The organism is Mucilaginibacter pankratovii (genome assembly GCF_014773265.1).
Taxonomy (GTDB): domain Bacteria; phylum Bacteroidota; class Bacteroidia; order Sphingobacteriales; family Sphingobacteriaceae; genus Mucilaginibacter; species Mucilaginibacter pankratovii.
In genome coordinates, this window is sequence record NZ_JACWMY010000002.1 from 300,107 (window position 1) to 323,950 (window position 23,844).

Here is a 23,844-nt window from a genome sequence, read left to right on the forward strand (position 1 = left end):
AACCAATTGATAGAACCTATGGCAACCCGTATGCGTTTATTTATGCTGTCGTTTATCGCGATTTTTTTATTTGGATCGTGTGATGCACAACCCAAAACCGATACACTTAAAGCGGAACAATTAAAGCCCTACGGCCGCTACTTATTCAACCAGCAGCATAAGCTGGAACTGATCAGCTCGGCAGTGCATTTTGGCTTCAGCTTTACCGGTGAAAAATGCGAACTACATGTAAGCCTTGCCGATGCAAACGCGCATAATTATATTCAATATGAGTTGGATGGGGTTTATCAAAAACGACTGCGTATTGAAGGTAATTCAAACGCCCCTATCGTGATCAACACAAAACCCGGCAAACATACCATCTGGATCTATAAAACCACCGAAGCGCATACCGGGGCAGTTATTATTGAGAAGATTGCCGCCGATAAAGTAGCGCCCTTATCGGTCCAAAAGCTGCCTTTAATTGAGTTTATTGGCAACAGCATCACCTGCGGTGCCGCGGCAGATGCATCCGAAGTGCCTTGCGGAACAGGAGCCTATCACGATCAGCATAACGCTTATATGGCCTATGGGCCGAGGGTGGCCCGGGCGCTTAAAACCAATTTTATTTTAAGCAGCGTAAGCGGCATTGGCATCTACCGCACCTGGAACATGGATAGCCCTTCGATGCCGCAGGTTTATGAGAATGTAGATTTCCAGGTGAATCAGCAGCAGAAATGGGATTTCAGCACTTACAGCCCCAAAATTGTAAGCATCGCCCTGGGCACCAACGATATCAGCAAAGGTGATGGCGTACATCCCCGCAAACCTTTTGATACCGCAGTGTACCAGGGGAATTTTGTAAAATTCATCCAATCGGTAAAAAGTAAATACCCTAAAGCACAGATAGCTCTATTGAGCAGCCCGATGGTGAAGGGAGAGTCCGGTAAGATCTTAGAGAATTGCCTAACGGCCATTAAAGCCAAAATCGACGCGCTTTATCCAAAAGATAAACCCGTGGCCACATTCTTTTTCCCGCCGATGGACCCGCGCGGTTGCAGTGGCCACCCCAGCGTGGAGGACCATGCCATTTTAGCGGAACAGCTTAACCCCTTCTTCAGGAAGCTGTTGAAAGACCAATAGGTTTAGCTTCCGTTTCTTCGTCGTCTTTTGGCGGTTTACCATGCCACCAGGTAGATAATGATGAGCCGGAGATATTCATTACCGGGCCGAAGATAACCGCGGCCAGCCCAACGGTGCCCATCCCGCCCATCAGCAAGGCTAAACCGGCTGCGAGGCCGCTGTTTTGCATACCTACTTCCAGCGATATGGTGCGGCAATCCCTTTCTTTAAAGCGCAATAAGCGACTAAACCAATAGCCCAGCGTATAGCCCAAAACGTTGTGAATAAACACCGCTACGAATAATAAAAAGCCCACTTTAATAAGGCTATCACGCCCGGCGGCGGTGATCACCACGATGATGAGGCCGATACCGGCCATCGAGATCACGGGCATCAGCTTATCCAGCCATTTTAAGCGGCCACGCAACAGCTTATCAAACAACAGCCCGGCCAGTATGGGGATGATCACCACGCGGGTAGTATCCCAGGCCATATCCCAAAAATCTACCTTTATAAATTTGCCCGCCAGCAAACGCATCAGCAAGGGTGTAAATAAGGGTGCCAGCAAGGTAGATACTGTGGTTACCGCCACAGATAGCGCCAGGTTTGCGCGTGCTAAATAAGCCATCACGTTTGACGCCAATCCGCTGGGGCAGCATCCCACCAAAATAATACCGGCGGCAATCTCCTTCGGAAAGCTGAAGATATTGGCCAGCCCGAAGCCTATCAGCGGCATAATGGTGTAATGGCAAATTACGCCAACCAGGATTCCTTTAGGCATTTTAACGATGGCCGCGAGTTCTTTAAAACTGAGCTCGCTGCCCATGCCAAACATAATTACCTGCAGCAGCGGGATAATGAGCAAGGACAATTTAAACCCGCCTACGCTTATAAAATATTGCGGGTAGTACATGGCCACAATAAAGGCCGCGAAGATCATCATGGTGAACGAAAAGCCTTTTAGTTTGGGGTAGCGCCTGAACGAGACGCCCAGCGATATAAAAGCCAGCGTAAGCATCCAGCCGGCAACGGGTTTGTGTAAAATACTAAGAACGATGAAGGCCGCCAGGCAAAGTAAGGGTATCAGTAATAATTGCCAGTTTTTGCTGCTCAGCATTGCATAAAAGGTTTAAATTTAGCTTGATGTGCAACGGGATTTTGAAGCCGTTTGCACATATTTGCCATCAAATTACAACATATTTATGCAAAACATCAAAAACATCATATTCGATTACGGTAACGTTATCTTTAGTATCGATTTCCGCATAGCGCAGCAGGAATTTAAAAAGCTGGGCGTTACCGATGCAGAAGGCTTTTTCGGCCACAGCCAGCAGGATCAGATCTTTGATAAGTTCGACCGCGGCGAAGTTACTGCCGATGAGTTCCGTGCGTATGTAAAAAAGCACATAGGAAACGCCGATGTAACCGACCAGCAAATCACCGATGCCTGGAACAGCCTTTTGTTAGGTATCGCCCCCGGCAATCACGACCTGTTGCTGAAGCTGAAAGACAAATACCGCACGTTTTTGCTGAGCAATATCAACGATATCCACTACACCTATATCATGAAGTACCTGAAGGATGAATTTGGGTTTGATGATAACGAGCACTTGTTCGAGAAAACCTATTATTCGCACCTGGTAGGCAAGCGCAAGCCCGAACTGCATATTTTTGAACAAGTGCTGAAAGAGAACAACCTTATCGCCGCCGAAACGTTGTTTATAGACGATAGTCCGCAGCACCTGGAAGCAGCTAAAACATTAGGCATCCAAACCTTTTTAATGACCGCGCCAGATACCCTGCAGGCCTTCGCCCAACGCGAACATTTAATTTAACTCGTATGTATACCACCCTGCTACATCAGTATCAATTAGTGCTTTCGGCGCGCAACGCGCTGTTTGATTATTGCGAAACTGTAAAAACGGAAGATCTGCTTAGGCCGCTCCCATCATTCAATAATGAGAGCATGATAACGCAAATGATGCATGTAGCCAACTGCTACCTGTTCTGGCTCTCAAAAAGTGTAATGCAGCAGCAGCGCCCCTATTTTAAAAACGAAGAGCACCAGAACTTTGTTTCCGTTCGCAACGCTTACGGGCAGGTAGATTTGGTGATGAATGAATTTCTGCATCATTTTACTAATACCTTGGGCCAGCAGATATTAATCACCCGGCCCGATGGTAGCCAACTTACCCGTTCGCCATTTGAGATCTTCACCCACGCCATCACCCACGAATTTCACCACAAAGGGCAGGTGGTGAATATGAGCAGGCAATTAGGTTATGTGCCGGTGGATACGGATGTGGTGAGGGAATGATCATCCCCAGCGTCATTGTGAGGCACGAAGCAATCTCTAAGCTTGCAAAGCAGACTCGCAAGGAGGCTCTACTCATCGGGAGATTGCTTCGTTCCTCGCAATGACGATGTGACGAAATTGAATCTGCACATCTAAAATCTGCACATTTGAAATCTTCTATCCTCTTCTTTTCTTTTCCTTAACAATCAAACTCAGCTCCCTACTCATTTGGCCGGCTATAGCGGTATTCTCCTGCGCGCGGCGGAACAGGTACGGCAACACAGCTTTTATAGGCCCATAAGGCACGTATTTGGCCACATTGTAACTGCCGTCGGCAAGGTTAAAGCTCAGGTTATCGCTCATGCCCAGCAGTTGCGAAAAACACACATGAGGGTTGTTGTGGGCTATTTTCTTTTCGTCCAGCAAGTCGGCAAGCAGGCGGCAGCTGTCTTCGTTATGGGTACCGGCAACAATGGCTATTTTATCTACATGGTCGGCGCAGAACACAAGAGCATCGTTATAATCGCGGTCGGTAGCCGCTTTATCCGGCTGTATGGGCGATGGATAGCTGCGTTCCTCGGCGCGTTTGCGTTCTTTTTCCATGTAGGCTCCTCGAACGATCTTTGCACCTAAAATAAAGCCTTCATCCTCGGCAACGGTAAAATCGGTAATAATGGAAGCCAGTTTATCGTGGCGGTACATTTGGTAGGTATTATAAACAATGGCTTGCTCTTTATTAAAAAAGCGCATCATGTTAATGGCCAGGTGGTCGATAGTTTTTTGGATCCAGCTTTCTTCGGCATCAATCATCACCGGTACGTTTTCAGAGTGCGCCATTTCGCAGATCTCCAGCACGCGGTCCTGCACTTTTTGCCATTCTATCTGCTCGTCCATGTTTAATTTCAGGCCTTCGTCCAGTTTCTCCAGCAAAGAAAAACGGCCAACACCGGTAACTTTAAACACGGTAAGGGGGATGGCCTTATCTTTAGAGGCCCGCACAATGGTACGGATGATCTCATCGCGCGTGTTATCAAAAACACTCTCATCATCTTCCCCTTCTATCGAATAATCGAGGATGGTACCTACCCTGCCATCGGCCAGGTTTTTGATGGTTTTATCGCACTCCTGGATGGTTTCGCCGCCGCAGAAATGTTTAAATATGGTAGCTTTTATGAGGCTTTTGATAGGCAGGCCTATCTTCATAAAAAAGTTGGTGATGGGCGGGCCTATCTTTACCAAAAAGTTCACGTTAATAACCTTAAAAAGCCAGTAGGCGCGGTTAAGGTCGGTATTGCTGGAGTGTTTAAAAGCGATCTCGGTATTTTCGAAGGACAGTTTTTCGTTCATGTACTTTAGTTCGTGGGTGATGATTCATGGTTCATAGATGATAGTTCATGGCAGTTTCGAGCTTACCATTAACTATGAACCATTAACTATGAACTGCCAACAGGCTGCAAAATTATAAAATGATAACCCATTATTGCACGAATAGTTTATTTTTGCCACCCATGATAGAATTTAAGGTAGAGGGCGACTATATCCCCATGATACAACTGCTAAAAGCGACCGGGCTGGTACAAACCGGCGGCGAGGCGCAAATAGCCGTACAATATGGCGAAGTTAGCTATAATGGCACCATCGACTACCGCAAACGCCTGAAGGTTAAACCGGGCGATTTGGTTGAATTCAGAGGTCAGCAGATCAAGGTGATATAACATGAACACGATACAAAGCGACGGCTACCAGATATTTTTTGAAGACAGCTTAACCCAACTGGTTAATTTTATAAAAGAGGGCAAATACTCGCGCAGTTTTGTTTTAACCGACGAGAACACCGCCGTGCATTGCCTGCCCCTGTTGCAGCAATACCTTGGCGAAGCGGATAATTTCGATATCATCGAGATAAACGCCGGCGAAGAAAGCAAGAACCTTGATTTTTGTATAGGCGTTTGGAAGATGCTGATTGATTTTGGTGCCGACCGCAAAGCCCTGATGATAAACCTTGGCGGCGGTGTAGTTACCGATCTTGGTGGTTTTGTAGCCTCTACCTACAAGCGCGGTATCGATTTTGTGCAGGTGCCCACTACCCTGCTTTCGCAGGTGGACGCTTCCGTTGGTGGTAAAACCGGGGTTGACCTGGATAGCATCAAAAACATCATCGGCACATTTACCCAGCCAAAAGCGGTGTTTATGGTGTCCGATTTCTTTAAAACCCTGCCCGAGCGCCAGATCCTTTCCGGCCTTGCCGAAATGTTGAAGCATGGGCTGATATGCGATGCTGCGTATTGGGACAAATTAAAAACCAGCGATCTGAGCCTTCCAGCTCTCGAGCTGGTACACCGTTCGGTAGAGATCAAAAATGAAGTGGTGATCGAAGATCCGCACGAAAAAGGAATCCGCAAGGCTTTAAATTTTGGCCACACGGTTGGCCACGCGGTGGAAACCTACTCTATGCTGAACGACAGCAACCCGCTAACCCATGGCGAAGCCATTGCTGTTGGTATGGTATGCGAGGCATGGCTCTCCAACAAAAAAGTTGGGTTGCCAGATGAGCAGCTTGCTGAGATAGCCGAAGTACTAACAAAGCTTTACCCTAAACATTCTATAGCCGGTGATTGTTATCCTGCATTGTTCCAACTCATGCAAAAGGATAAGAAAAATCAAAACGGCCAAATAAATTGCACCCTGCTGACAAGCATAGGGCGATACAGTATTGATAATATCTGCACGGAGCAAGAACTTTGCGAGAGTTTGAGATATTACACTACTTTATAGAAAAATGCCCCCTTTAGATGCCCGAAACGAAGCTGTAGTGATACTGGTAGGTTTGCTGGTACTCCTTACTTTAACCGAGATGTGGTTTAGCTACCGCGAAAATCGCCATTACTACGAAAAGCGCGATACGCTGACCAACATCTACCTCACCACGCTCACATTTTTTGTAAACCTGCTGGTTAACGGCACGGCCTTTTTCCTGCTGAGCTATGCCTACCAATACCGGTTTGTGCAGATAAGCAACGCTTTTGTATACTGGTTTGTGCTGGTTGTAGCGCAGGATTTTTTATACTGGGTGCTGCATTATACCGGGCATTATTGCCGCATGTTTTGGGCCATGCACGTAACGCATCATTCTTCCGAACATTTTAATTTTAGCACGGGTTTCCGCTCTACCGTGTTCGAGCCGCTATACCGTACCTTCTTTTACATGCCGCTGGCACTGTTTGGCTTTAACGCGGTGGATATTTTATACGCTTACCTGCTTACGCAGCTTTACGGCAATTTAGTGCATACGCAGTACCACATCCCGCTGCCTAAATGGTACGGCTATATTTTTGTAACGCCCGCCCATCACCGGGTACACCATGCCTCCAACATCCCCTACCTGGATAAAAACATGGGGATGATGTTTATCGTGTGGGATAGGCTCTTCGGCACCTTCCACGATGAAGACCCTGCAGAACCTGTAAAATACGGCCTCACCCACCAGCCGGAAGACTTAGGCCCGGTAAATATCCTCTTCCACGAATGGAAAGCTTTGTTACGCGATGTAAAGCACGCGCCAGGCTTTAAGAATAAGCTTTTGTATTTTATTAACCCGCCCGGCTGGAGCCATGATGGCAGCACGCAAACGGCGAGAGTGATGCAGAAGGAGTATAGATCTGGTAAGTAAGCATTTTAATTATTGGCCGCAATAATTTATATTTAAACCGAAATCCTAAACCGATTGAATGAAAAAGAAAATATTATACCCGTTTCTGCCCCTCCTCCTGCTGCTATTTTTTTCGTGCGCACAAAAAATCGTATCCAACAAGGCCACCGACTACAATAAGAAGCCAAAGAAAATATTTGTACTTACCACCTGTACAAAAGACGGAAAAAAGGCTGGTAAGGAATTGTCGTTGGCTTTACAACAGCAATTTAAACTCAAAAACATTGCCTGCACCGGCTATGAGCATGACGACCAGTCTTTCGATACCGGGGAAGACATCAACAAAAAAGTATCCGCCTACGCCCCCGAAGCAATTTTATTGATAACGCAGACGGATACAGATCTCAAATCCGGCGAGGGAATTTTCTTCCTTACATTGCAAGATGCCCAAACAAAAAGATCTGTATGGAAAAGCAGCGTCAACGTAGGCATGAGCGCTATTTACCACGACGAAACCCTCCCTATAACTGTCGATTCCATCATCAAAAAACTTATAGCCGACGGCTTAATTTAATAACCCCCAATAAACTATTTGATATGATTAAAAAACTACTATTTACTACTGTATTAACTACTGCGTTTTTGTTACAGGCCTGTGTAACGGCCAAGATCACCTCTAACAAACAGGAGGGCTACGACAAAAAGATCAAGAAATTTTTCATCCTGATTAATGGCTCCAGGGAAGCCAAAAACTTCTTCACTTACTTTTCGCAAGGCTTAAAAAGCAAACTTGCTACAGGCCAGGTAGAATCGACCACCTATGTAAGAAACGAGCTAAGCCTGGACAGCGAAGGAGACATTGATAAACAAATTACCGAGTACAAACCCGAAGCTTTAATGGTGATAAGGCAAACGGTTGTACACTCTACAAACAAGATGGTAGATGGCGGCACATTCGAGATAACCATTATAGACGGTGAAACCAAAAAACCGGTTTGGAAGGGTGCTTTTGAAGTATATGGCCAATTTGGCATAACAGAGGCGGCACAAACCGGTGTAGATAAGCTGTACGCTAAGCTATTAGAGGATAAGCTGATATAACCTTATGTATAATTTTATTTTAACCGCCTGTTTAAGCGAGCGCTTGAATCGGCGGTTTTTGTTTATGAGGTTATCTCATTCATTAACGCCCGGGCAAGCGTCCACGCTTGACTGTAGAAATTCGTAAGCGTCCACGCTTACTTGCATACAGGCTACCCCTCCTCCGGCACCAGTTTCCCTTCCGCAAATCTATTGATCATCATTGCCGCAACATTATCGCCTGTGGCGTTTAATAATGTAGCAACCGGATCTATCAGGGTACCGATGATAATGGCAGGTGGCAATGCTTCGGGCGGGAAACCGTAGGCTGAGATAAAAAGCAGTTCGCCGATGTAGCCGCCGTTGGGTATGCCGCCTTCTACAATGCTTACCAAAACCGTCATGCCCAGAGCTATGATAATAACGCCGGGGCTATCAAAGCTTTTGCCGAACATAGCAAAAACCACCGCCATTTTCAATATGGATGATACACTGGAACCATCCTTATGCAAAGGGCCGCCTAATGGTATGGTGATGCCCGCTATTACATCGCTTACCCCCATCTTTTTTGCAGCGTCGATATTGGCGGGGATGGTGGCTATACTACTGCAGGTGGCAACTGCTGTGGCCGATGGTATAATATTGTTTTTCCAGAACCGCCTGATACCTTTTACGCCGCCGGCTATAAAAGCATACAGGCTATAGAATACGGCGTAGTAAAACAGGCTCACCCCATAGCCAATACCCAAAGTATGCGCATACGTACCAAACAAAGCCGGGCCGAATTCAGCTACCTGGTAGGCAAAATAGGCCCCCAGGCCAACCGGGCCGGCTTTCATGATGATGATGAACACCTGCTTAAAAGCTTCGTTACCGGCATTTAAAAAATCACTGAAGGCTTTCCCCTTTTCCCCGGCACGCAATGCGCCAAAGCCCACCAGTATGGCAAAGATGATCATGGCCAGCATATTTTTACGGGATAGCAAATTGAAGAATTCGCTGGTGGTAAATAGCTGCACGATGGAATCGCCCGAAAATTTCTTACCGGCATCCTGCGAAACATCTACAGCAGCTTTTGCCATGCTGTTATCCAGGGGCAATATCCAAAGCGCTGTAATAGTTAATATGGCGGCCATGAGTATCATCCCCAGGAAAACCGCCGTCATGATCCACATAATGCGGCCGAGCTTCTGCGTTCCCTGCAGGTTTGCAATTGCCGAAGCGATGGCGAAGAACACCAACGGTATCACGGCAACAAATAACAAGTTGAGGAAAATATCGCCAATGGGCTTTAACACTTCCGCATCCTTACCTAACACTACGCCTGCTACAGAGCCGGCAACAATGCTGCCGAGCAGCCATATAATACTACTATAATTTTTAAACCAGTTATTCATAAGTAAACACCGCTAACGGCAATGGTGAAAGGTAGAGATTTTATCGGATTATTTTCCTCTTGCAGCAGAAAACAGTGTAATCGTGTTCAATAATCAATCATAATTAACCACAGCCCACCATCCATACGCACAAGATTTGCCAATTTGAAAAATTGACAAACCTGCAAGCTATCTACCGGGCATTTACTACTTTTGCGCCTCAGCAAACAGCACAACATATACACTATGGAAACTACTTTCGCAACCGTTGCCAATAATATCAAAGCACGCCGCACCATCAAGCCGTCTACCATGAACGGTAACAAAATACCAAACGGCCACGTGGCCTCTATTTTAGAGCTTGCCGACTGGGCGCCCACCCACGGACTTACCGAACCATGGCGTTTTATTGTATTTGAAGAGCCTTTGAAATATTGCGCGCAGCACGCCGAGATCTACAAAGCCGGCACTACCGAAGAAACTTTTAATGCAACCACCTTTGCCAACTTAAGCAGCCAGGGTAATAATACATCACATGTAGTTATCGCCTACCAAAAACGCGGCGATCTGCCAAAGATCCCCCAATTTGAAGAAGTTATTTCGGCATCATGCGCGGTACAAAACATGCTTTTAGGCGCTACCGCCTTAAACATCGGCGCGTTTTGGAGCACCGGCGGTATGGCCTTAAAACCTGCCTTTGCAGAACATTTTGGCCTTGGCCCCGAGGATAGCGTTTTAGGCGTTATCTATTTAGGTTACACCGAAACCCAGCCAGCCGGTGTACGCAAAACCCCGATAGAAGAAAAGATCACCTGGAATAAATAATAACAAAACGCAGCGTTTCTGCGTATAAAAAACCTCATTCGAACCCATTATTTATATGGATTTGAATGAGGTTTTTTTGTTATTACAAAAGCTTTGAATTAACTTTATTGAAACAAATTATCATTAAACTACACAATTGCTTTGCAATGACAATATTTTTAACTAATTTGCGTATATTTGTTCTAACAAATCACAATTTGTAAACCAACAAATCCTCGGCCTGCGTTCCCTGACTTGATTAAACTATTGGATTAAACTATATAATTATGAGAAAACATCTTTGGTGGGCTATTTGCGTTTTATTGTTAATTTCTACAACTGTTATCAGTTGGAAACCTTCAAACGCATCAAAAAATATTGAAGTAAAAACCGTTACCGTAGGTGCGAAAGAATATTTTGCGCAATACGTAAACGATATTTACCAGGCTGCGCAACTGCAGCAAACGGGTATGGATGTTGCCGTGTTTCAGAAAGCGATCACCGGCTATTTAAACCTGAAACTGGCTAACAAACTGCCCAAAAACAGCAATATTATTACCGTGATAGATTTTAATAAATCGAGCCGCGAAAAACGGATGTGGATCATCGACGTGGTTAACAAAACCTTGTTGCTGAACACCCTCGTTGCTCACGGGCAAGGCAGTGGTAATGATATGGCAACCGCTTTTTCAAACAACAACGAATCGCACCAGAGCAGCCTTGGTTTTTACTTAACCGATGATGTTTACATGGGCAAACACGGTCGTTCGTTACGTTTAAATGGGTTAGACCAGGGCATCAACAGTGGTGCCTTAGCACGTGGTATTGTAGTACACGCTGCAGATTACGTAAGCCAGGGCACTATTAACGCCATTGGCCGCTTAGGCCGCAGCTTTGGCTGCCCGGCGGTAAGTCCTGCCGTATCCGATATGGTTATTAATACCATTAAAGGGCATTCGATGATGTTTATCAATGGCAGCAGCAGCAATTACACATCTAAATTTTTGGATGAAACTGCACCCTTAAACTACCTGATGCCTGTTGGCACCGATACTGTAAAAGCAGATTCGGGCCGCGTTGCAAGCCTTTAATACTACTAACCAATTATAAATAAGAAGCCCGGGATCAGCTATGATACCGGGCTTTATTATTTTATGGGATTTCACTGATTGTAGGGATTGATTACACCGATTCTCGCAATCAATCGGCTTTGTTCGAAATAATCAATCTATCGGTGTAATCGATTTTAAATCTGTGAAATCGGTGCCTATAGCAATCCTATCGGTGTAATCAATTTTAAATCCGTGAAATCGGTGCTTATAGCTTCGCTAACTGGTCATTAGTTGCCAAAAACTTTTGCAAGTGCCCATACAACACTATATCCAACCCGTACACATCCGGGCGGAACTGGATAATGCCATTGCTATCTGCCCAGCAAGTGATATAGGTAATGTACACAGCCGTTTTAGACGGTACTGCGATGGTGGTTGGCTCCGGGTTGTCCTCGCTCATTGCCTTGGCTATCCTGTCGAAAGTTGGGCCCTGACCGAACAACTGCTGCGCCAGGCCCTGCGGATCGCCAAGGCGAACGCAACCATGGCTTACCGCACGCATTGCCCAGTTAAAGGGTTCTTTAGCCGGTGTATCGTGCAGGTAAACACTGCTTTTATTATTGAAAAGGAATTTGATCTTCCCTAATGAATTATCATCACCGGGGCGTTGCTTAAACTCGTACTTGTCTTTGGGAGCGTTCGCAAAATTGATGGTTTCTGTATCTTCTATCTTCTTACCATTTTCATAAACGTCGATATTTTTGCTGCTTAAATAATAAGGATCTTTAGCTGCTTCCACCATAATTTCCTTACTGGCAATACTCTCGGGGATATTCCAAACCGGGTTTACCTGCACACTGTGTATAACACTGTTCAACTGCGGGGTTTCGCGGCTGAAGGGGCGATCTATTTTATCGCTTTCATCGTAATCTACCAGGCTATTTTCCCTGTCTTTATTACGCCCCTCGCCTACACATACCTTCATATTCAAAACCGACTGGCCGTTTTCCATTACATCCAAACGGTAATCGGGGATGTTCACAACTACATATTTCGATTGCGTTGGCTTGTTTTTCCAGCGGAGGCGTTCCATATTGGCAACCAGGTAGCGGGTAGTTTCCTCCTTGCTCAAGCCCGGCGCTGTGCTGCCATCCATTAAGGCTTTTTGCAAAGCAAGGTACTGCGGATCTTTAGGCTGAATACTATCCAGGTAGGCCTTCATGTTGGTAATGTGAAAGATCTTCGACATGCTGATGCTATCGGGCCTTTTAGTGGCCGTAAAATAACGCTGGTAGATCTTACGCGGGCTTAAAATGCCGTATTGCAGTGCGTTAGAGTAATTAATAAGCGAGTTTGCGGTAGTGATCTCCAGCAAAGCGATATCTTTATAAGCTTCATCAATGTTCTTAATAGCTTTTTTATCCTGGAATTTATCAACCAGCGCTTTTATCTTATCAGCGTTGAACATCTTCGGGTCCAGGCCATGCTGGTTTACTTTTTCAAAGTAATTTGCGGTAAGGTCTACATCCCCGTTAAATATGTGATCCATTACAAACGCCGGGTCGTAATCGTTCTGCTCGTAATAAGCGGTAATGAGGTTGGGGTTGGTCATGTTCTTACGCTCTTCAACCAGCACTTGTTTAAATACTTCGGCGAGCCCCTCGGGAGTGGCATCTTTAAAAACTTTGTTCTTGGTTTTTTTGTAGAGCACGGCGCCCAGGTCCGACCGGCTTTTCTTACAGCTTTGAAACACCAATAAAAAAGCCGCGAATATTAGCAGCAAAGGTATAGGAGAGAATTTTTTTAAGTTGAACTTTATCATAGGATGAATTTATAATATTAAATTTGGAAGCATATAGCAATAGCTATACCACAATTTCGGGTCAGTTTTAAACATCTGCCTGCTCATGTTAACCTCAATACAAACAATGAAAAAAATAGCATTCGTCCTCCCCATTTTATTGCTTGTTGCCTGCAGCCCAATGGCGCAAACCTTTAAGCCGGTAAACAAAAATGCCAGTAAAGAAGCTACCGACCTTTTGGCTTACCTGTACGAAATAAACGGTAAGCATATCCTCAGCGGCCAGCACAACTACAACAGCGATCTTAATGTATTCTCCGATTCGGCAAAGGCTATTACAGGTAAGTACCCGGCCCTTTGGGGTACCGATTTTATTTTATGGGGAGATAAAGACCTGGGACAGAACATTGTAAACGAATCTATCAAAAAATCGCGCGAGGGATACCTGATTACGCTGATGTGGCACCAGGGCCGCCCTATTGATAACCCGCCATACGGCTGGAAGGAAAGCGTGCAGGGCAAATTAACACCCGCACAATGGACCGAACTCACCACCCCCGGTACCGAATTAAACAAAAAATGGTTGACCCAGATAGATGTTATTGCCGGTTACTTAAAGCAATTGCAGGATGCCAAAGTACCGGTTTTATGGCGACCATACCACGAGATGAACGGCGTTTGGTTTTGGTGGGGGAATAAAAAAGGCCCGGACGGCATTGCCAAACTTTATAAAATGATGTACGACAGGTACACCAATTACCATAAGCTGAATAACCTTATCTGGGTCTGGGGCGCCAACAGCCTGCGCGATATCCCTGAAGATGAGGCATATCACTACAAGGATTATTACCCGGGTGCCAATTACGTGGATATTTTAGGTACCGACGTTTACCATTTTGATTACGAACAAAACGACTATAACGAACTGCTTGCCCTGGCAAACGGCAAGCCGATAGCGCTCACCGAGAATGGCGAGATCCCAAACCCGCAGGTGCTTAAGGCACAGCCCAAATGGCTTTGGTTTATGACCTGGACCAGCTGGCTTTGGACTGATAACCCAAAAGGCCGCGCCAAAGAAATTTACAGCCTGCCGCAAACGCTTAATCACGACGACGTGAAAGCCCGGCTTGCCACAAAACCATAACACATGAGCGCCCAACCCGAAGTATGGCTGCGCGGCCCCCTGCCCAATATGCCCGCTTTATTGCAGCCTGTTGCGCACGCTTTATTGCAGGCCCGCGAAGAGCTGAATGAGCTGATGGCGGGCTTTCCGGATGAACTATTGTGGGATAAGGTTGCGGGCATGGCCTCGCCCGGTTTTCATTTGCAGCATTTAACCGGCGTGCTGGACAGGCTTTTTACTTATGCACAAAATGAGACCCTTAACCCGGAACAACTGGAATACTTGAGCAAAGAGGGCAAGCCGACCAATAAAACATACACTACGCGGGGTTTGGTTGAAGCTTTTAACAAGCAGGTGGATAAAGCACTTTTACAGTTGGGCGAAGCTGATACAACCATTTTATCAGACTTTCGCCCGGTAGGCAGGGGGAAATTACCCTCAACCGTCATCGGGCTTTATACGCATGCTGCGGAGCATACGATGCGGCATTGGGGGCAGTTGTTGGTGACGGTGAGGGTACTGAGACAGTAGTGAGTGGCTGTGCCCTACCGTCATGCCGAATTTATTTCGGCACCCCACGCGCACGGCTCGCGGTAATGCAAACGATATGCATAGTAGCTACTTGTATGATGAGGTGTTGAAACAGGTTCAACATGACGTAGGGAATTGCTACCCTTTAACTATCCTCCCCACACCTTTGTAATCCTTACCCCTGTGCGTAACGGTAACATCGGTATGTTTATCCGTTGGGTCGAATAAAAAGGTATCGATGCCCAGATCAATAGCCGCTTTTATTTCTGATTTGGGGTCATCCCCTATTACTAAAACTTCTTCAACAGCGTAGCTGTTTTCTGCCATGATCATTGCAAATACATCCTTTTTGGTTTGAGTGGATTTCTCCGGATCAACAATGTAGATGCCCTTAAAATCAGCTTCGATACCCAGCATTTTTACTTTGCTTAGTTGCAGTTTGGTAAAGCCGGTTGTCACCAGGTATTTGTCGATATCGATAGAACGGAGGTCGGCGTATTCATCAAAAGCATGCATTACTTCGGTGAACTCAATGTTACTAAGCAGCTCCATTCCTTTAGCTTTCAGTTCGGCGCTGAAGCCAAATTCATCCGCCACATGCTGGTACGGGCGGCGGGTAAGCTCGTCTTTAGCTTTGTTTACCATGTCGCTGTCTTCCGGATCCAGTTGTTCGTCTATCAGCTTAAACAGCTGCCCGAACAGGTGGTTGGAGATAGAATTTACTGGATAGATGGTATTATCCAGATCGAGGATGAGGACGCGTTTCATAGTGGTAAAGATAGGGATGGTGGCTGAAACCTCGCATGTTCGAAACAAACAAAAAGCGGGGAATGTGCGATTCCTTCCCTGGGGAAGGAGGAGGTAGGGGTTTCGCAAGCTATGCAATCGCTGACTAAATGGCTAAACCCCTCCCTGCCTTTGCGCTCCTTCCGGCCGCACCCCTCCCCAAGGAGGGATTTGAAACGTTTAAATAATTTATTTTCGAAGCATAAAAAATACATTCAAACCTTTTACCGCTCACTGCGTTACCCTCTTAACATATTCACAATTAAATATTTACAAATACCCAATCTTATCATGACAAACCCATCCGCCCCCAAAAGAATTACCTGGATAATTGGCTTAGCCTTAGGCATTGCCGGTATTATTGGCCATCTGATAGCAGTTCCGTATTTAACGTTGTATAGCTTTACGCTGGTGATGATAGGCTTTATAGTACTGGCTGTGGGCACCACTTTTCGCGGCTTTTAATCGGCCTATTGCTGCATTTCTGCTTGGGCCTGTTTTATATCGGCCACCACTTTGCTTTCGGTGTTGAAACGGTACATCAGTATTACGCCAACGGCTACTGCAGCGCAAATAGCGCCCAGCAGCCACCACAATACCCGGAAACCACCGTGCTGGATCACCTGTGCGCCCAGGGCAGGAGCAATCACCTGCGCTGCCGACCACGACATTGTGTAAAGCGCGGCGTATTGCCCGCGGTTATGCTCGGATGAGCGGGTTACCCAAAAAGAGGTACCAAAGGGCATACTCAGCATTTCGCCGAAGGTGATAATTATAACCACCAACAAGCCGGCAACCGCGCCCGGCGGTAAAAAGTTAAGCAATATGTACCCGCTCCCGGTAACTACCACACCGCAGGCGATATAAACTAAAGGATGCTTTTTACCTTCGAGATAGTTGATCATCACCATCTCTACCAATACGATGATGATGCCGTTAAGCGCAAGTAAAAAACCAATAAAACGCTCGCTAAAATGCCATTCCAGCTTATAAAACACCGGCTCCATTACAAAGAATTGGAAAAAGCAGATATTGAACAGCGTTGTGAGCCCCATAAAAAGCAGGTAGGTTTTGTCTTTATATGGCGATAAGGTGGCAGAAACCTTGCCCACCGGCTTTTCGGGCTTTTTATAACCAGAGCGCGGCATCAGTTTCAACAAAATTAGCGCAGCCAAAATATTGGTGCAGCCATCTACCCAAAACAATAAATGGTAATTGAACGATGCGAGAAACCCGCCTGTTGCGGCACCAACCGCCCAGCCCAGGTTTACCGCTAAGCGATGAAGCGAGTATGAGCGTGTTTTATTTTCGGGCTTGCTGTAATAAGCGATCGCCATAGAATTTGCCGGCCGGAACGATTCGTTACAAAAACTTAAGATGAATGTACCGATGCCGAGCGTAATAAAGGCATGCTGAAAGCCGAGCAGGATAAACATAAGCCCGCCGGTAAGCAGGGCGCCGATCTGCATATCATAAAAACCGATCCTATCAGAAAGCCAACCGCCGAAATATGCGCCGATGATAGAGCCTGCGCCAAAAAGCGTCATTACCAAACCCGCCTGTGTAACCGTAAAATGAAGCTGGTTAATGCAATAAATAGTAAGGAAGGGCACCACCATAGTCCCGCTCCTGTTAATGAGCATAACAATGCTCAAATACCAGTTATTGCGGGAGAGCCCGCTATAAGCGTTTTTGTAGAGTTGCAGTATAGACACGGTTAGGAATTATAGTTGCGGTTGAATACTCGCCTAATTTAGTATTTGCTTATCAAAAGCAAGCGCGATTTATAGATTATTACCCTATGGCAACACGTAGAGACGCAATATTTGGCGTCTCTGAACGAGCAATTAAGTGCATTTTGCGGGTTCTTTGCATACTGGAGACGCAAAGTATTGCGTCTCTACAGTTTTGAATTGCGGTTACGCAGCCAATGATCTGCCAGTACCAGCGCGGCCATGGCTTCTACAATAGGTACGGCGCGGGGAACCACGCAAGGGTCGTGGCGGCCTTTGCCGGAGATTTCGGCGGAGTTGCCTTCGCTATCCACCGTTTGCTGGTTGTGCATAATGGTGGCTACGGGCTTAAAGGCTACCTTAAAATCGATAGGCATACCATTGCTGATACCGCCCTGTATACCACCCGAGAAATTGGTGATGGTACTTACTTTACCCGCATCGTTAGTAATAAAAATATCGTTATGCTCCGAGCCACGCATTTCGCTGCCTGCAAAGCCGGAGCCAAATTCAAAACCGTGTACCGCGTTGATGCTGAGCATGGCCTTACCCAAATCAGCATGCAGCTTATCAAACACGGGGTCGCCAAGGCCAACGGGACAGTTTTGGATATGGCAGCTTACCTTACCGCCAACGGTATCACCCTGCTTGCGGATACCGTCGATAAATTCTATCATTTCTTCTGCGGTGGCCGGGTCGGCACAGCGGACGATGTTTTTTTCTCTCTCTGCTAAAAATTCTTCGGCACTGGTGATGCTCACATTAGGCGCATCTATTTTACCAACGCTACTTACGTGCGCTAACACTTCGATGCCTTGTGTTTTTAGCAACAGCTTGGCCAATGCACCCGCTGCAACACGTGCCGCAGTTTCGCGGGCTGATGAGCGGCCACCACCACGGTGGTCGCGGATGCCATATTTGGTATGATAAGTATAATCGGCATGCGAGGGGCGGAACACGTCCACGTTATGGCCATAATCCTTAGAACGCTGATCTTCATTCGGGATGATCATGGCGATGGGCGTACCGGTAGTTTTCCCTTCGAACGTACCCGAAAGTATTTTAACGGTATCGGCCTCTTTGCGCTGTGTGGTTATTTTACTTTGGCCGGGCTTGCGTTTATCCAGTTCGCCCTGTATGTAATCCAGGTCTACCATTAAACCCGCCGGGCAGCCATCTACTATTACGCCGATAGCCTCGCCATGCGATTCGCCAAAAGTTGTTATCCTGAATAATTGCCCGAATGAGTTACCTGCCATTTTTTTATGATTTCACCGATGTTTTTTTTTAATGATTACACCGATTATTATTTATTGATTTCACCGATTTCTCTACCGCGTCATTGCGAGCGATAGCGTGGCAACCCTCGGCAAGCAGAGCCGATTTGCAAATCCGCCCTGCTTATCGGGAGATTGCTTCGTGCCTCGCAATGACGCGGTGGTTGGCGCTTACGCTACCTTTTACCTTTAAGCTTTAACCTCCGAATGAAACCCCACCTTCTCCAAATCTTTCCAAAACGCCGGGTACGATTTTTCTACTACGTCGGCATCTTCTATCTCCAGTTCGGGGATGAGGATAGCCAATGGCGCAAAGGCCATCGCCATGCGGTGATCATGGTAGGTACTGATGAACATACGCTGCGGCAATTGTTTTTCGCTGCAGTCCAGTTTGTAAACCTGCCCTTTTTCAATCAGCTTAACACCAATTTTCGCCAGCTCTGTTTGCAGGGCCAGGATGCGGTCGGTCTCTTTAATTTTTAAAGTTTCCAGCCCGGTAAAGGTTGCTTCGTGGCCCAATGCCGCGCATACTACTATAACGGTTTGCGCCAGGTCGGGGCATTCCTTCATATCGAAGATCTTGCGGAAGATGGGCTTTACCTCTTTTGTTAAATGCACGCCACCATCTTTAAACTGCGAGGTGATGCCAAAGTTGGCCATGATCTCGGTGATCACGCTATCACCCTGCAGGCTATAAGAGGTTAAGCCGGGAAGGAATAGTTCCGCCTCATCGCTTAGGGCCGCTATGGCGTACCAATAAGATGCTGCGCTCCAGTCCGGTTCGATGTGTAACGATGTGGTTGCAAACTCCTGATTTGGTATAGAAATGACATTCCCCTCCCAGGTGTGCAGTATATTTGCCTCCTTAAGCATAGCTAACGTCATTTCTACATAAGGGCGCGAGGTTAACTCGCCTTCGATATGTAATTCCAAACCAAAAGGCAGCTTGACAGCGATGAGTAATAGCGCAGTGATATACTGACTGCTGATATTACCTTTTATACTGATCTTACGAGTTTGCTGCTCAAAGCTGCCTTTTAGTTTGATGGGGGGATACCCCTCCTGCTCTTCATAATCAATTTGGGCACCCAACGTCCTCAGCGCATCAACCAATACTCCTATTGGCCTTTGCTTCATCCTCTCACTGCCTGTTAATATTACTTCCTCATTCCCGATGGCATAATACGCCGTTAAAAAACGCATGGCCGTACCGGCGGGACCGATATTGACGGTTTTTGGTTCATGGTTGATAGGTGATGGTTCATGGTTTGAAGACGGAAGCTTCTCATCAATTACTTCAACCTCATGTAACTCATCCGTCCCCACAACAATCTGCGGACTATCAACTGCCGACTTTCTTAAAATCCCGGCTAACAAAACGGCATCCGCCGCATCAGAAATATTCTCAACTTTTACCTTACCATCGCTCAGCGCCTCTATCACCAGGGCACGGTTACACTCACTTTTCGATCCGGTGAGCTGCACTGTGCCATTGGCCGATTTGCCTGTTTTGGTAAGTATGATGTTATGCTTCATTTGTATATATAGTTTCAGCCTCACCCTGCCCTCTCCAAAGGAGAGGGTTCTATTAGCTTCTTAAAGCCCCTCTCCATTGGAGAGGGGTTGGGGTGAGGCTCCTTACGCGTGCGTTAATTTTTCTGCTGCCTGGCCTGCTTCGCTTTTGTTCATGATCTCCGTTTGTTTGCGGATAGATTCGCTGTGCATTAGCTCCAGCAATTTCTCGGTAAACTCGGTGCTCAGTTTTAATGCTTTTGCGTAGCTGGTGCGTTTGTGTAAGATCTCGTCCCAACGGCTTACCTGTAAAATGGTGATATCGTTATCCTTTTTGTAGTTACCAATTTTCTCTACTATCTGCATACGCTCGGCCATCTTTTGGATCACCAGGTCGTCGATCTTATCTATCTGGTTACGTAATTCGGCCAGTTTATCGTTCACCTCGGTGTTACGAACTTCCGGTTTGCGCAGGTGCAGGTTGGTGATGATATCAGCAAGGGCAGCAGGCGTAACCTGTTGTTTAGCGTCTGTCCAGGCTACGCTTGGGTCGATGTGCGATTCGATCATCAGTCCCTGCATATCAAGGTCTAAAGCTTTTTGCGAGATGTAACCGATCAGATCGCGGTTACCGGTAATGTGGCTTGGATCGTTGATGATAGGCAAGTGCGGTGCAAGGGTTTTTAAGCCGATAGCCAGGTCCCACATTGGTTCGTTACGGAAAGCAGACTTTTCGTAAGAAGAAAACCCACGGTGGATTGCTGCCAGTTTGGTGATACCCGCATTGTTGATACGCTCTAAAGCGCCAACCCATAAAGAAAGATCGGGGTTAACCGGGTTTTTTACCATTACCGGTACATCAACGCCGCGCAGGGCGTCAGCAATTTCCTGTACGGTGAAAGGGTTAACGGTTGAACGTGCACCAACCCAAAGGATGTCTACACCTGCTTTTAAGGCTTCCTCAACGTGTTTGGCTGTAGCAACTTCTACGGCAGTTGGCAAGCCGGTTTCTGCTTTGGCGCGTTTAAGCCATTCCAAACCAATGCTGCCGATACCTTCAAATTCTCCCGGACGGGTACGTGGTTTCCAGATACCAGCGCGCAAGGCGCTTATTTTACCTGTTTTAGCTAAAAGGTGAGCGGTAGCCACCAGTTGGTCTTCCGTCTCGGCGCTGCATGGGCCGGCAATTACAAGTGGTTCGATACCTGTTTTGTTGATCCAGGTATTAAGCGGTTGTATGTTTAAATTCAGTTTCATATCTTTTTTAAATTGGTCCGAAAGTCGGGAAGACCGAAAGTCCGGAAGTGCTTTGTTACTTGTGTTATTGTATTGTTATGGTTTGTGTTTCTTTTATTTATCTTTTCGGTCTTTCCTACTTCGGACTCCCGACTTTTTCCCTTCTTTCGGACTTTCCGACTTACGGACATCCGGCTTTATTCTATTTTCTTTATCGTGATATACTTTTTTGCTTTTTGTGCTTTTGGTAATAGTGGCGCTATCTCTTCTTCATACCGTTCGTACTCGCCTAAAATGTTGAAGTTTTGGGTGTATTTTAGGATCTGGCGGATGCAGGCATCGTAATGCTTGGTCTCCGTCCACTCTATGTCTACATAAAAGTTGTATTCGTTGCGCTTGCCTAATACCGGCATGCTCTGAATTTTGCTCATGTTCACGTTTTCCTGCGCGAAGATGTTGAGCACCTTAGCCAGCGAACCCACCTCGTTGCTCACCTGGAAACAAAGCGAAGCTTTATTGCCCGGTTTCTTCTTAGCGTTCTCGTGCGTGGTGAGGATCAAAAAGCGGGTAAAGTTCTTTTTGTTCGATTCTATCCGGCGCTCTAAAACATCCAGTCCGTAAAGGTTGGCGGCAAGCGAATTGGCTATGGCAACCGTATCGGTTAATTGCTCATCGCGGATGCGTTTGGCGCAGGCAGCGGTATCGTTGCTTTCTACTATGTTCAGGTTTGGGTACTCGTCAAAAAAATCAACACACTGGCGAATAGCGATGGGGTGCGATGTTACGTATTTTACATCCTCAAACTTTACGCCCGGTAAAGCCATCAGGTGCAGCTGTATGGGCACGTATACCTCTCCTACCACCGGAAAACTGTAGCTCATCAACAGCGAGTAATTGGGCAAAATGCTGCCGGCAATGCTGTTTTCTATCGCCATTACAATATAGTCGGCCTCGCCGTTCTTAAGCGCCTCGAAGGTTTGCTTAAAAGAGTTGCACTCTATTGTATGGATCTTTTCGCCAAAAAACTTAAATGCGGCCTCCTCGTGGAAGGAAGCGCGGATCCCCTGTATGGCAACTCTTGGTATTTCGGTTTTCATCATTGTGTTAAAGCAAAAAAGTCCCGCCTTTTTGGGCCGGGACTTTTCAGTTTTTTGTATGTTTTGTTAGTACATATCAGTCCCGGCTTTTACTGCTAAAGTAAAAGTAGAAACCATAAAAATATGCACGTGAATTGTTCATTGTTGTTGTTATGCCGTAAATGTACAAGTAAAAATCAATTTGTCAAGAGATAATTTTATTTTTTGTTAAAATTTGTAGGCGAACAGAATTTTATTCCGAAATATCTATAGTTAACCGATTATTTCAACAGCAAACCCCCATTTTTTATTACCAGATTAAAATTTTAATTTAGTTCATCAATTTAAACTCATGTCCCCCAACGAATACCTCAGCCAGCAATTACCCGAACGCCAGCCTATCATGATCGCCCTCCACGATGCTATCATGGCCAATGATAAAACCGTAACGCCCATTATAGAACCCATGATGGGCAAAGAGATGATCATTTACAAAGAGGCTACCACCATGAAGTATGCACTATCCGGCGTAAAGGCACATATCTCGTTACACTGCCTGCCGATGTATATGAACCCGGCGATACATCAAAAATATGAGCCTTTACTACCATTAGCTAAATTCCAGAAAGGCTGTGTTAATTTTACGAGTGCGGAAGCGATGCCGATGGAGATAGCCACGCAGCTAATTGTGGATTGTGCAGCGATAAGTATTGTGGCGATGCTGGAGAACAGGAAGAAAAAATAGAGGTTTGTTTACAAAAGTTATTCTTGCGTTGCCTCCGTTACCATGACATCTCCTCTGGTAGGTCACCGCCTCTTTCAATCTCTCTGATTTTATTATTCACGAGGGAATTGACGTTAATGCTCCATACACTAAGATTGGCATCAGAGTCGCCCTCAACCAATAATTCAGCTTCAAAAGACCCGATTTGCCGCATTTGCAATATCCACTTTAAATTTTTGTTAATGAGTTCTGTAATTCGTTGCCCCCCGTTCCAGACGCATAAATGCTCACCGCCTATTAAGCACCATTGATTATTCACATCAATCAATGCGCAATACGGGTCACCATAAAAATCGCCCATATCAATAGTTGCATTTCTAACCTTATCAAAAAGGTAAGCGTATTCAAAAATGTTACCGGCAATTAATTTTTCGGTCTCATAGAGATTGCGAAAATTACTATCCTTAATAACTTTAGTGTTATTTATTTCCACAAATTCCCTAAATCAATTTTAATCCCTTTGCCATTTTGAATATCCTGTCGACTTTGTAATATCTTCTCTACGAACACAGAATTATATAGTGGTGTTTCTCGCACCTTATAGCCGAGGTCGGTTTTAGCAGATTTTTTGGTTCTGGGTTTCATTGGGAAAAGATTTGACAACTTTAGAGAGTTGTCAAATCTAAT

Annotated in this window: 26 protein-coding genes; 14 read left to right on the forward strand and 12 right to left on the reverse strand. The window is 46.0% G+C overall.

The window, feature by feature from the left end; translation table 11 throughout:
- Nucleotides 1-18 precede the first annotated feature (18 nt).
- Nucleotides 19-1,122: an SGNH/GDSL hydrolase family protein gene (locus tag IDJ77_RS04270; RefSeq protein ID WP_191187693.1), complete on the forward strand. Its 1,104-nt coding sequence runs from the start codon at nucleotides 19-21 to the stop codon at nucleotides 1,120-1,122.
- Here IDJ77_RS04270 and IDJ77_RS04275 read toward each other — a convergent pair.
- The gene (locus IDJ77_RS04275; RefSeq protein ID WP_191187694.1) at nucleotides 1,097-2,218 is read right to left on the reverse strand and encodes a bile acid:sodium symporter family protein; all 1,122 of its coding nucleotides are present in this window, start codon (nucleotides 2,216-2,218) and stop codon (nucleotides 1,097-1,099) included. The genes IDJ77_RS04270 and IDJ77_RS04275 overlap by 26 nt on opposite strands.
- Nucleotides 2,219-2,303: 85 nt before the next feature.
- On the opposite strand from IDJ77_RS04275, the gene IDJ77_RS04280 reads away from it, so the two are divergent.
- A complete protein-coding gene (locus tag IDJ77_RS04280) occupies nucleotides 2,304-2,936 on the forward strand; it encodes an HAD family hydrolase (protein ID WP_191187695.1) in 633 nt (210 codons plus the stop codon).
- A 5-nt stretch (nucleotides 2,937-2,941) separates the two neighbouring features.
- Nucleotides 2,942-3,418 carry a DinB family protein gene (locus tag IDJ77_RS04285; protein ID WP_191187696.1) on the forward strand — a complete coding sequence of 159 codons (477 nt, stop codon included), beginning with the start codon at nucleotides 2,942-2,944 and terminating at the stop codon, nucleotides 3,416-3,418.
- Nucleotides 3,419-3,574: 156 nt separating this feature from the next.
- On the opposite strand, the gene IDJ77_RS04290 is transcribed toward IDJ77_RS04285, so the two are convergent.
- Nucleotides 3,575-4,744, reverse strand: coding sequence for a proline dehydrogenase family protein (locus tag IDJ77_RS04290; RefSeq protein ID WP_191187697.1), 1,170 nt, complete (start codon nucleotides 4,742-4,744; stop codon nucleotides 3,575-3,577).
- Nucleotides 4,745-4,905: 161 nt separating this feature from the next.
- Here IDJ77_RS04290 and IDJ77_RS04295 point away from each other — a divergent pair, with 161 nt between their 5' ends.
- The 5 genes from IDJ77_RS04295 to IDJ77_RS04315 are packed head-to-tail and all read left to right on the forward strand — an operon-like array spanning nucleotide 4,906 to nucleotide 8,147.
- Nucleotides 4,906-5,112, forward strand: a complete 207-nt coding sequence (locus tag IDJ77_RS04295; protein WP_191187698.1) for an RNA-binding S4 domain-containing protein — start codon at nucleotides 4,906-4,908, stop codon at nucleotides 5,110-5,112.
- 1 nt (nucleotide 5,113) lies between these two features.
- Nucleotides 5,114-6,172, forward strand: a complete 1,059-nt coding sequence (aroB, locus tag IDJ77_RS04300; RefSeq protein WP_191187699.1) for a 3-dehydroquinate synthase — start codon at nucleotides 5,114-5,116, stop codon at nucleotides 6,170-6,172.
- A 4-nt stretch (nucleotides 6,173-6,176) separates the two neighbouring features.
- A complete protein-coding gene (locus tag IDJ77_RS04305) occupies nucleotides 6,177-7,067 on the forward strand; it encodes a sterol desaturase family protein (protein WP_191187700.1) in 891 nt (296 codons plus the stop codon).
- A gap of 58 nt (nucleotides 7,068-7,125) precedes the next feature.
- Nucleotides 7,126-7,620, forward strand: a complete 495-nt coding sequence (locus tag IDJ77_RS04310; RefSeq protein ID WP_191187701.1) for a hypothetical protein — start codon at nucleotides 7,126-7,128, stop codon at nucleotides 7,618-7,620.
- A gap of 23 nt (nucleotides 7,621-7,643) precedes the next feature.
- On the forward strand, nucleotides 7,644-8,147 hold the full coding sequence (locus tag IDJ77_RS04315; protein WP_191187702.1) for a hypothetical protein: 504 nt from the start codon (nucleotides 7,644-7,646) through the stop codon (nucleotides 8,145-8,147).
- A 152-nt stretch (nucleotides 8,148-8,299) separates the two neighbouring features.
- Here the strand turns inward: IDJ77_RS04315 and IDJ77_RS04320 are convergent, their stop codons facing one another.
- Nucleotides 8,300-9,523: a dicarboxylate/amino acid:cation symporter gene (locus IDJ77_RS04320; RefSeq protein WP_191187703.1), complete on the reverse strand. Its 1,224-nt coding sequence runs from the start codon at nucleotides 9,521-9,523 to the stop codon at nucleotides 8,300-8,302.
- Between the two features lie 225 nt (nucleotides 9,524-9,748).
- Between IDJ77_RS04320 and IDJ77_RS04325 the strand changes: the two genes are divergently transcribed.
- Together IDJ77_RS04325 and IDJ77_RS04330 are read left to right on the forward strand one after the other, a co-directional pair.
- Nucleotides 9,749-10,327, forward strand: coding sequence for a nitroreductase family protein (locus IDJ77_RS04325; protein WP_191187704.1), 579 nt, complete (start codon nucleotides 9,749-9,751; stop codon nucleotides 10,325-10,327).
- Between the two features lie 266 nt (nucleotides 10,328-10,593).
- Nucleotides 10,594-11,397 carry a murein L,D-transpeptidase catalytic domain family protein gene (locus tag IDJ77_RS04330; RefSeq protein ID WP_191187705.1) on the forward strand — a complete coding sequence of 268 codons (804 nt, stop codon included), beginning with the start codon at nucleotides 10,594-10,596 and terminating at the stop codon, nucleotides 11,395-11,397.
- Between the two features lie 226 nt (nucleotides 11,398-11,623).
- Here the strand turns inward: IDJ77_RS04330 and IDJ77_RS04335 are convergent, their stop codons facing one another.
- On the reverse strand, nucleotides 11,624-13,180 hold the full coding sequence (locus IDJ77_RS04335) for a L,D-transpeptidase family protein (RefSeq protein WP_191187706.1): 1,557 nt from the start codon (nucleotides 13,178-13,180) through the stop codon (nucleotides 11,624-11,626).
- Between the two features lie 106 nt (nucleotides 13,181-13,286).
- Here IDJ77_RS04335 and IDJ77_RS04340 point away from each other — a divergent pair, with 106 nt between their 5' ends.
- On the forward strand, nucleotides 13,287-14,303 hold the full coding sequence (locus IDJ77_RS04340; protein WP_191187707.1) for a glycosyl hydrolase: 1,017 nt from the start codon (nucleotides 13,287-13,289) through the stop codon (nucleotides 14,301-14,303).
- Between the two features lie 3 nt (nucleotides 14,304-14,306).
- A complete protein-coding gene (locus IDJ77_RS04345) occupies nucleotides 14,307-14,813 on the forward strand; it encodes a DinB family protein (RefSeq protein WP_191187708.1) in 507 nt (168 codons plus the stop codon).
- A gap of 138 nt (nucleotides 14,814-14,951) precedes the next feature.
- Here the strand turns inward: IDJ77_RS04345 and IDJ77_RS04350 are convergent, their stop codons facing one another.
- Nucleotides 14,952-15,581, reverse strand: coding sequence for an HAD family hydrolase (locus tag IDJ77_RS04350; RefSeq protein WP_191187709.1), 630 nt, complete (start codon nucleotides 15,579-15,581; stop codon nucleotides 14,952-14,954).
- Between the two features lie 309 nt (nucleotides 15,582-15,890).
- Between IDJ77_RS04350 and IDJ77_RS04355 the strand changes: the two genes are divergently transcribed.
- Entirely contained in the window at nucleotides 15,891-16,064 is a 174-nt protein-coding gene (locus tag IDJ77_RS04355; protein ID WP_191187710.1) for a hypothetical protein, read from the forward strand.
- Nucleotides 16,065-16,069: 5 nt separating this feature from the next.
- Here the strand turns inward: IDJ77_RS04355 and IDJ77_RS04360 are convergent, their stop codons facing one another.
- From IDJ77_RS04360 to IDJ77_RS04380, 5 genes are all read right to left on the reverse strand, one after another.
- The gene (locus IDJ77_RS04360) at nucleotides 16,070-17,314 is read right to left on the reverse strand and encodes an MFS transporter (RefSeq protein WP_317174300.1); all 1,245 of its coding nucleotides are present in this window, start codon (nucleotides 17,312-17,314) and stop codon (nucleotides 16,070-16,072) included.
- A gap of 185 nt (nucleotides 17,315-17,499) precedes the next feature.
- Nucleotides 17,500-18,591 (reverse strand): chorismate synthase, encoded by a 1,092-nt coding sequence (aroC, locus tag IDJ77_RS04365; RefSeq protein ID WP_191187711.1) that lies wholly within the window; start codon nucleotides 18,589-18,591, stop codon nucleotides 17,500-17,502.
- A 207-nt stretch (nucleotides 18,592-18,798) separates the two neighbouring features.
- The gene (gene aroA, locus IDJ77_RS04370) at nucleotides 18,799-20,145 is read right to left on the reverse strand and encodes a 3-phosphoshikimate 1-carboxyvinyltransferase (RefSeq protein WP_191187712.1); all 1,347 of its coding nucleotides are present in this window, start codon (nucleotides 20,143-20,145) and stop codon (nucleotides 18,799-18,801) included.
- Between the two features lie 102 nt (nucleotides 20,146-20,247).
- A complete protein-coding gene (locus IDJ77_RS04375) occupies nucleotides 20,248-21,378 on the reverse strand; it encodes a bifunctional 3-deoxy-7-phosphoheptulonate synthase/chorismate mutase type II (protein ID WP_191187713.1) in 1,131 nt (376 codons plus the stop codon).
- 176 nt (nucleotides 21,379-21,554) lie between these two features.
- Nucleotides 21,555-22,454, reverse strand: a complete 900-nt coding sequence (locus IDJ77_RS04380) for a prephenate dehydratase (RefSeq protein ID WP_191187959.1) — start codon at nucleotides 22,452-22,454, stop codon at nucleotides 21,555-21,557.
- 331 nt (nucleotides 22,455-22,785) lie between these two features.
- On the opposite strand from IDJ77_RS04380, the gene IDJ77_RS04385 reads away from it, so the two are divergent.
- Entirely contained in the window at nucleotides 22,786-23,178 is a 393-nt protein-coding gene (locus IDJ77_RS04385) for a DUF1801 domain-containing protein (protein ID WP_191187714.1), read from the forward strand.
- Between the two features lie 37 nt (nucleotides 23,179-23,215).
- Here IDJ77_RS04385 and IDJ77_RS04390 read toward each other — a convergent pair whose 3' ends face one another.
- Together IDJ77_RS04390 and IDJ77_RS28000 are read right to left on the reverse strand one after the other, a co-directional pair.
- Complete coding sequence (locus IDJ77_RS04390) at nucleotides 23,216-23,650, reverse strand: hypothetical protein (RefSeq protein WP_191187715.1); 435 nt, start codon at nucleotides 23,648-23,650, stop codon at nucleotides 23,216-23,218.
- Entirely contained in the window at nucleotides 23,641-23,802 is a 162-nt protein-coding gene (locus IDJ77_RS28000; RefSeq protein WP_394368024.1) for a DUF2683 family protein, read from the reverse strand. The genes IDJ77_RS04390 and IDJ77_RS28000 overlap by 10 nt, the downstream gene beginning before the upstream one ends.
- Nucleotides 23,803-23,844 lie beyond the last annotated feature (42 nt).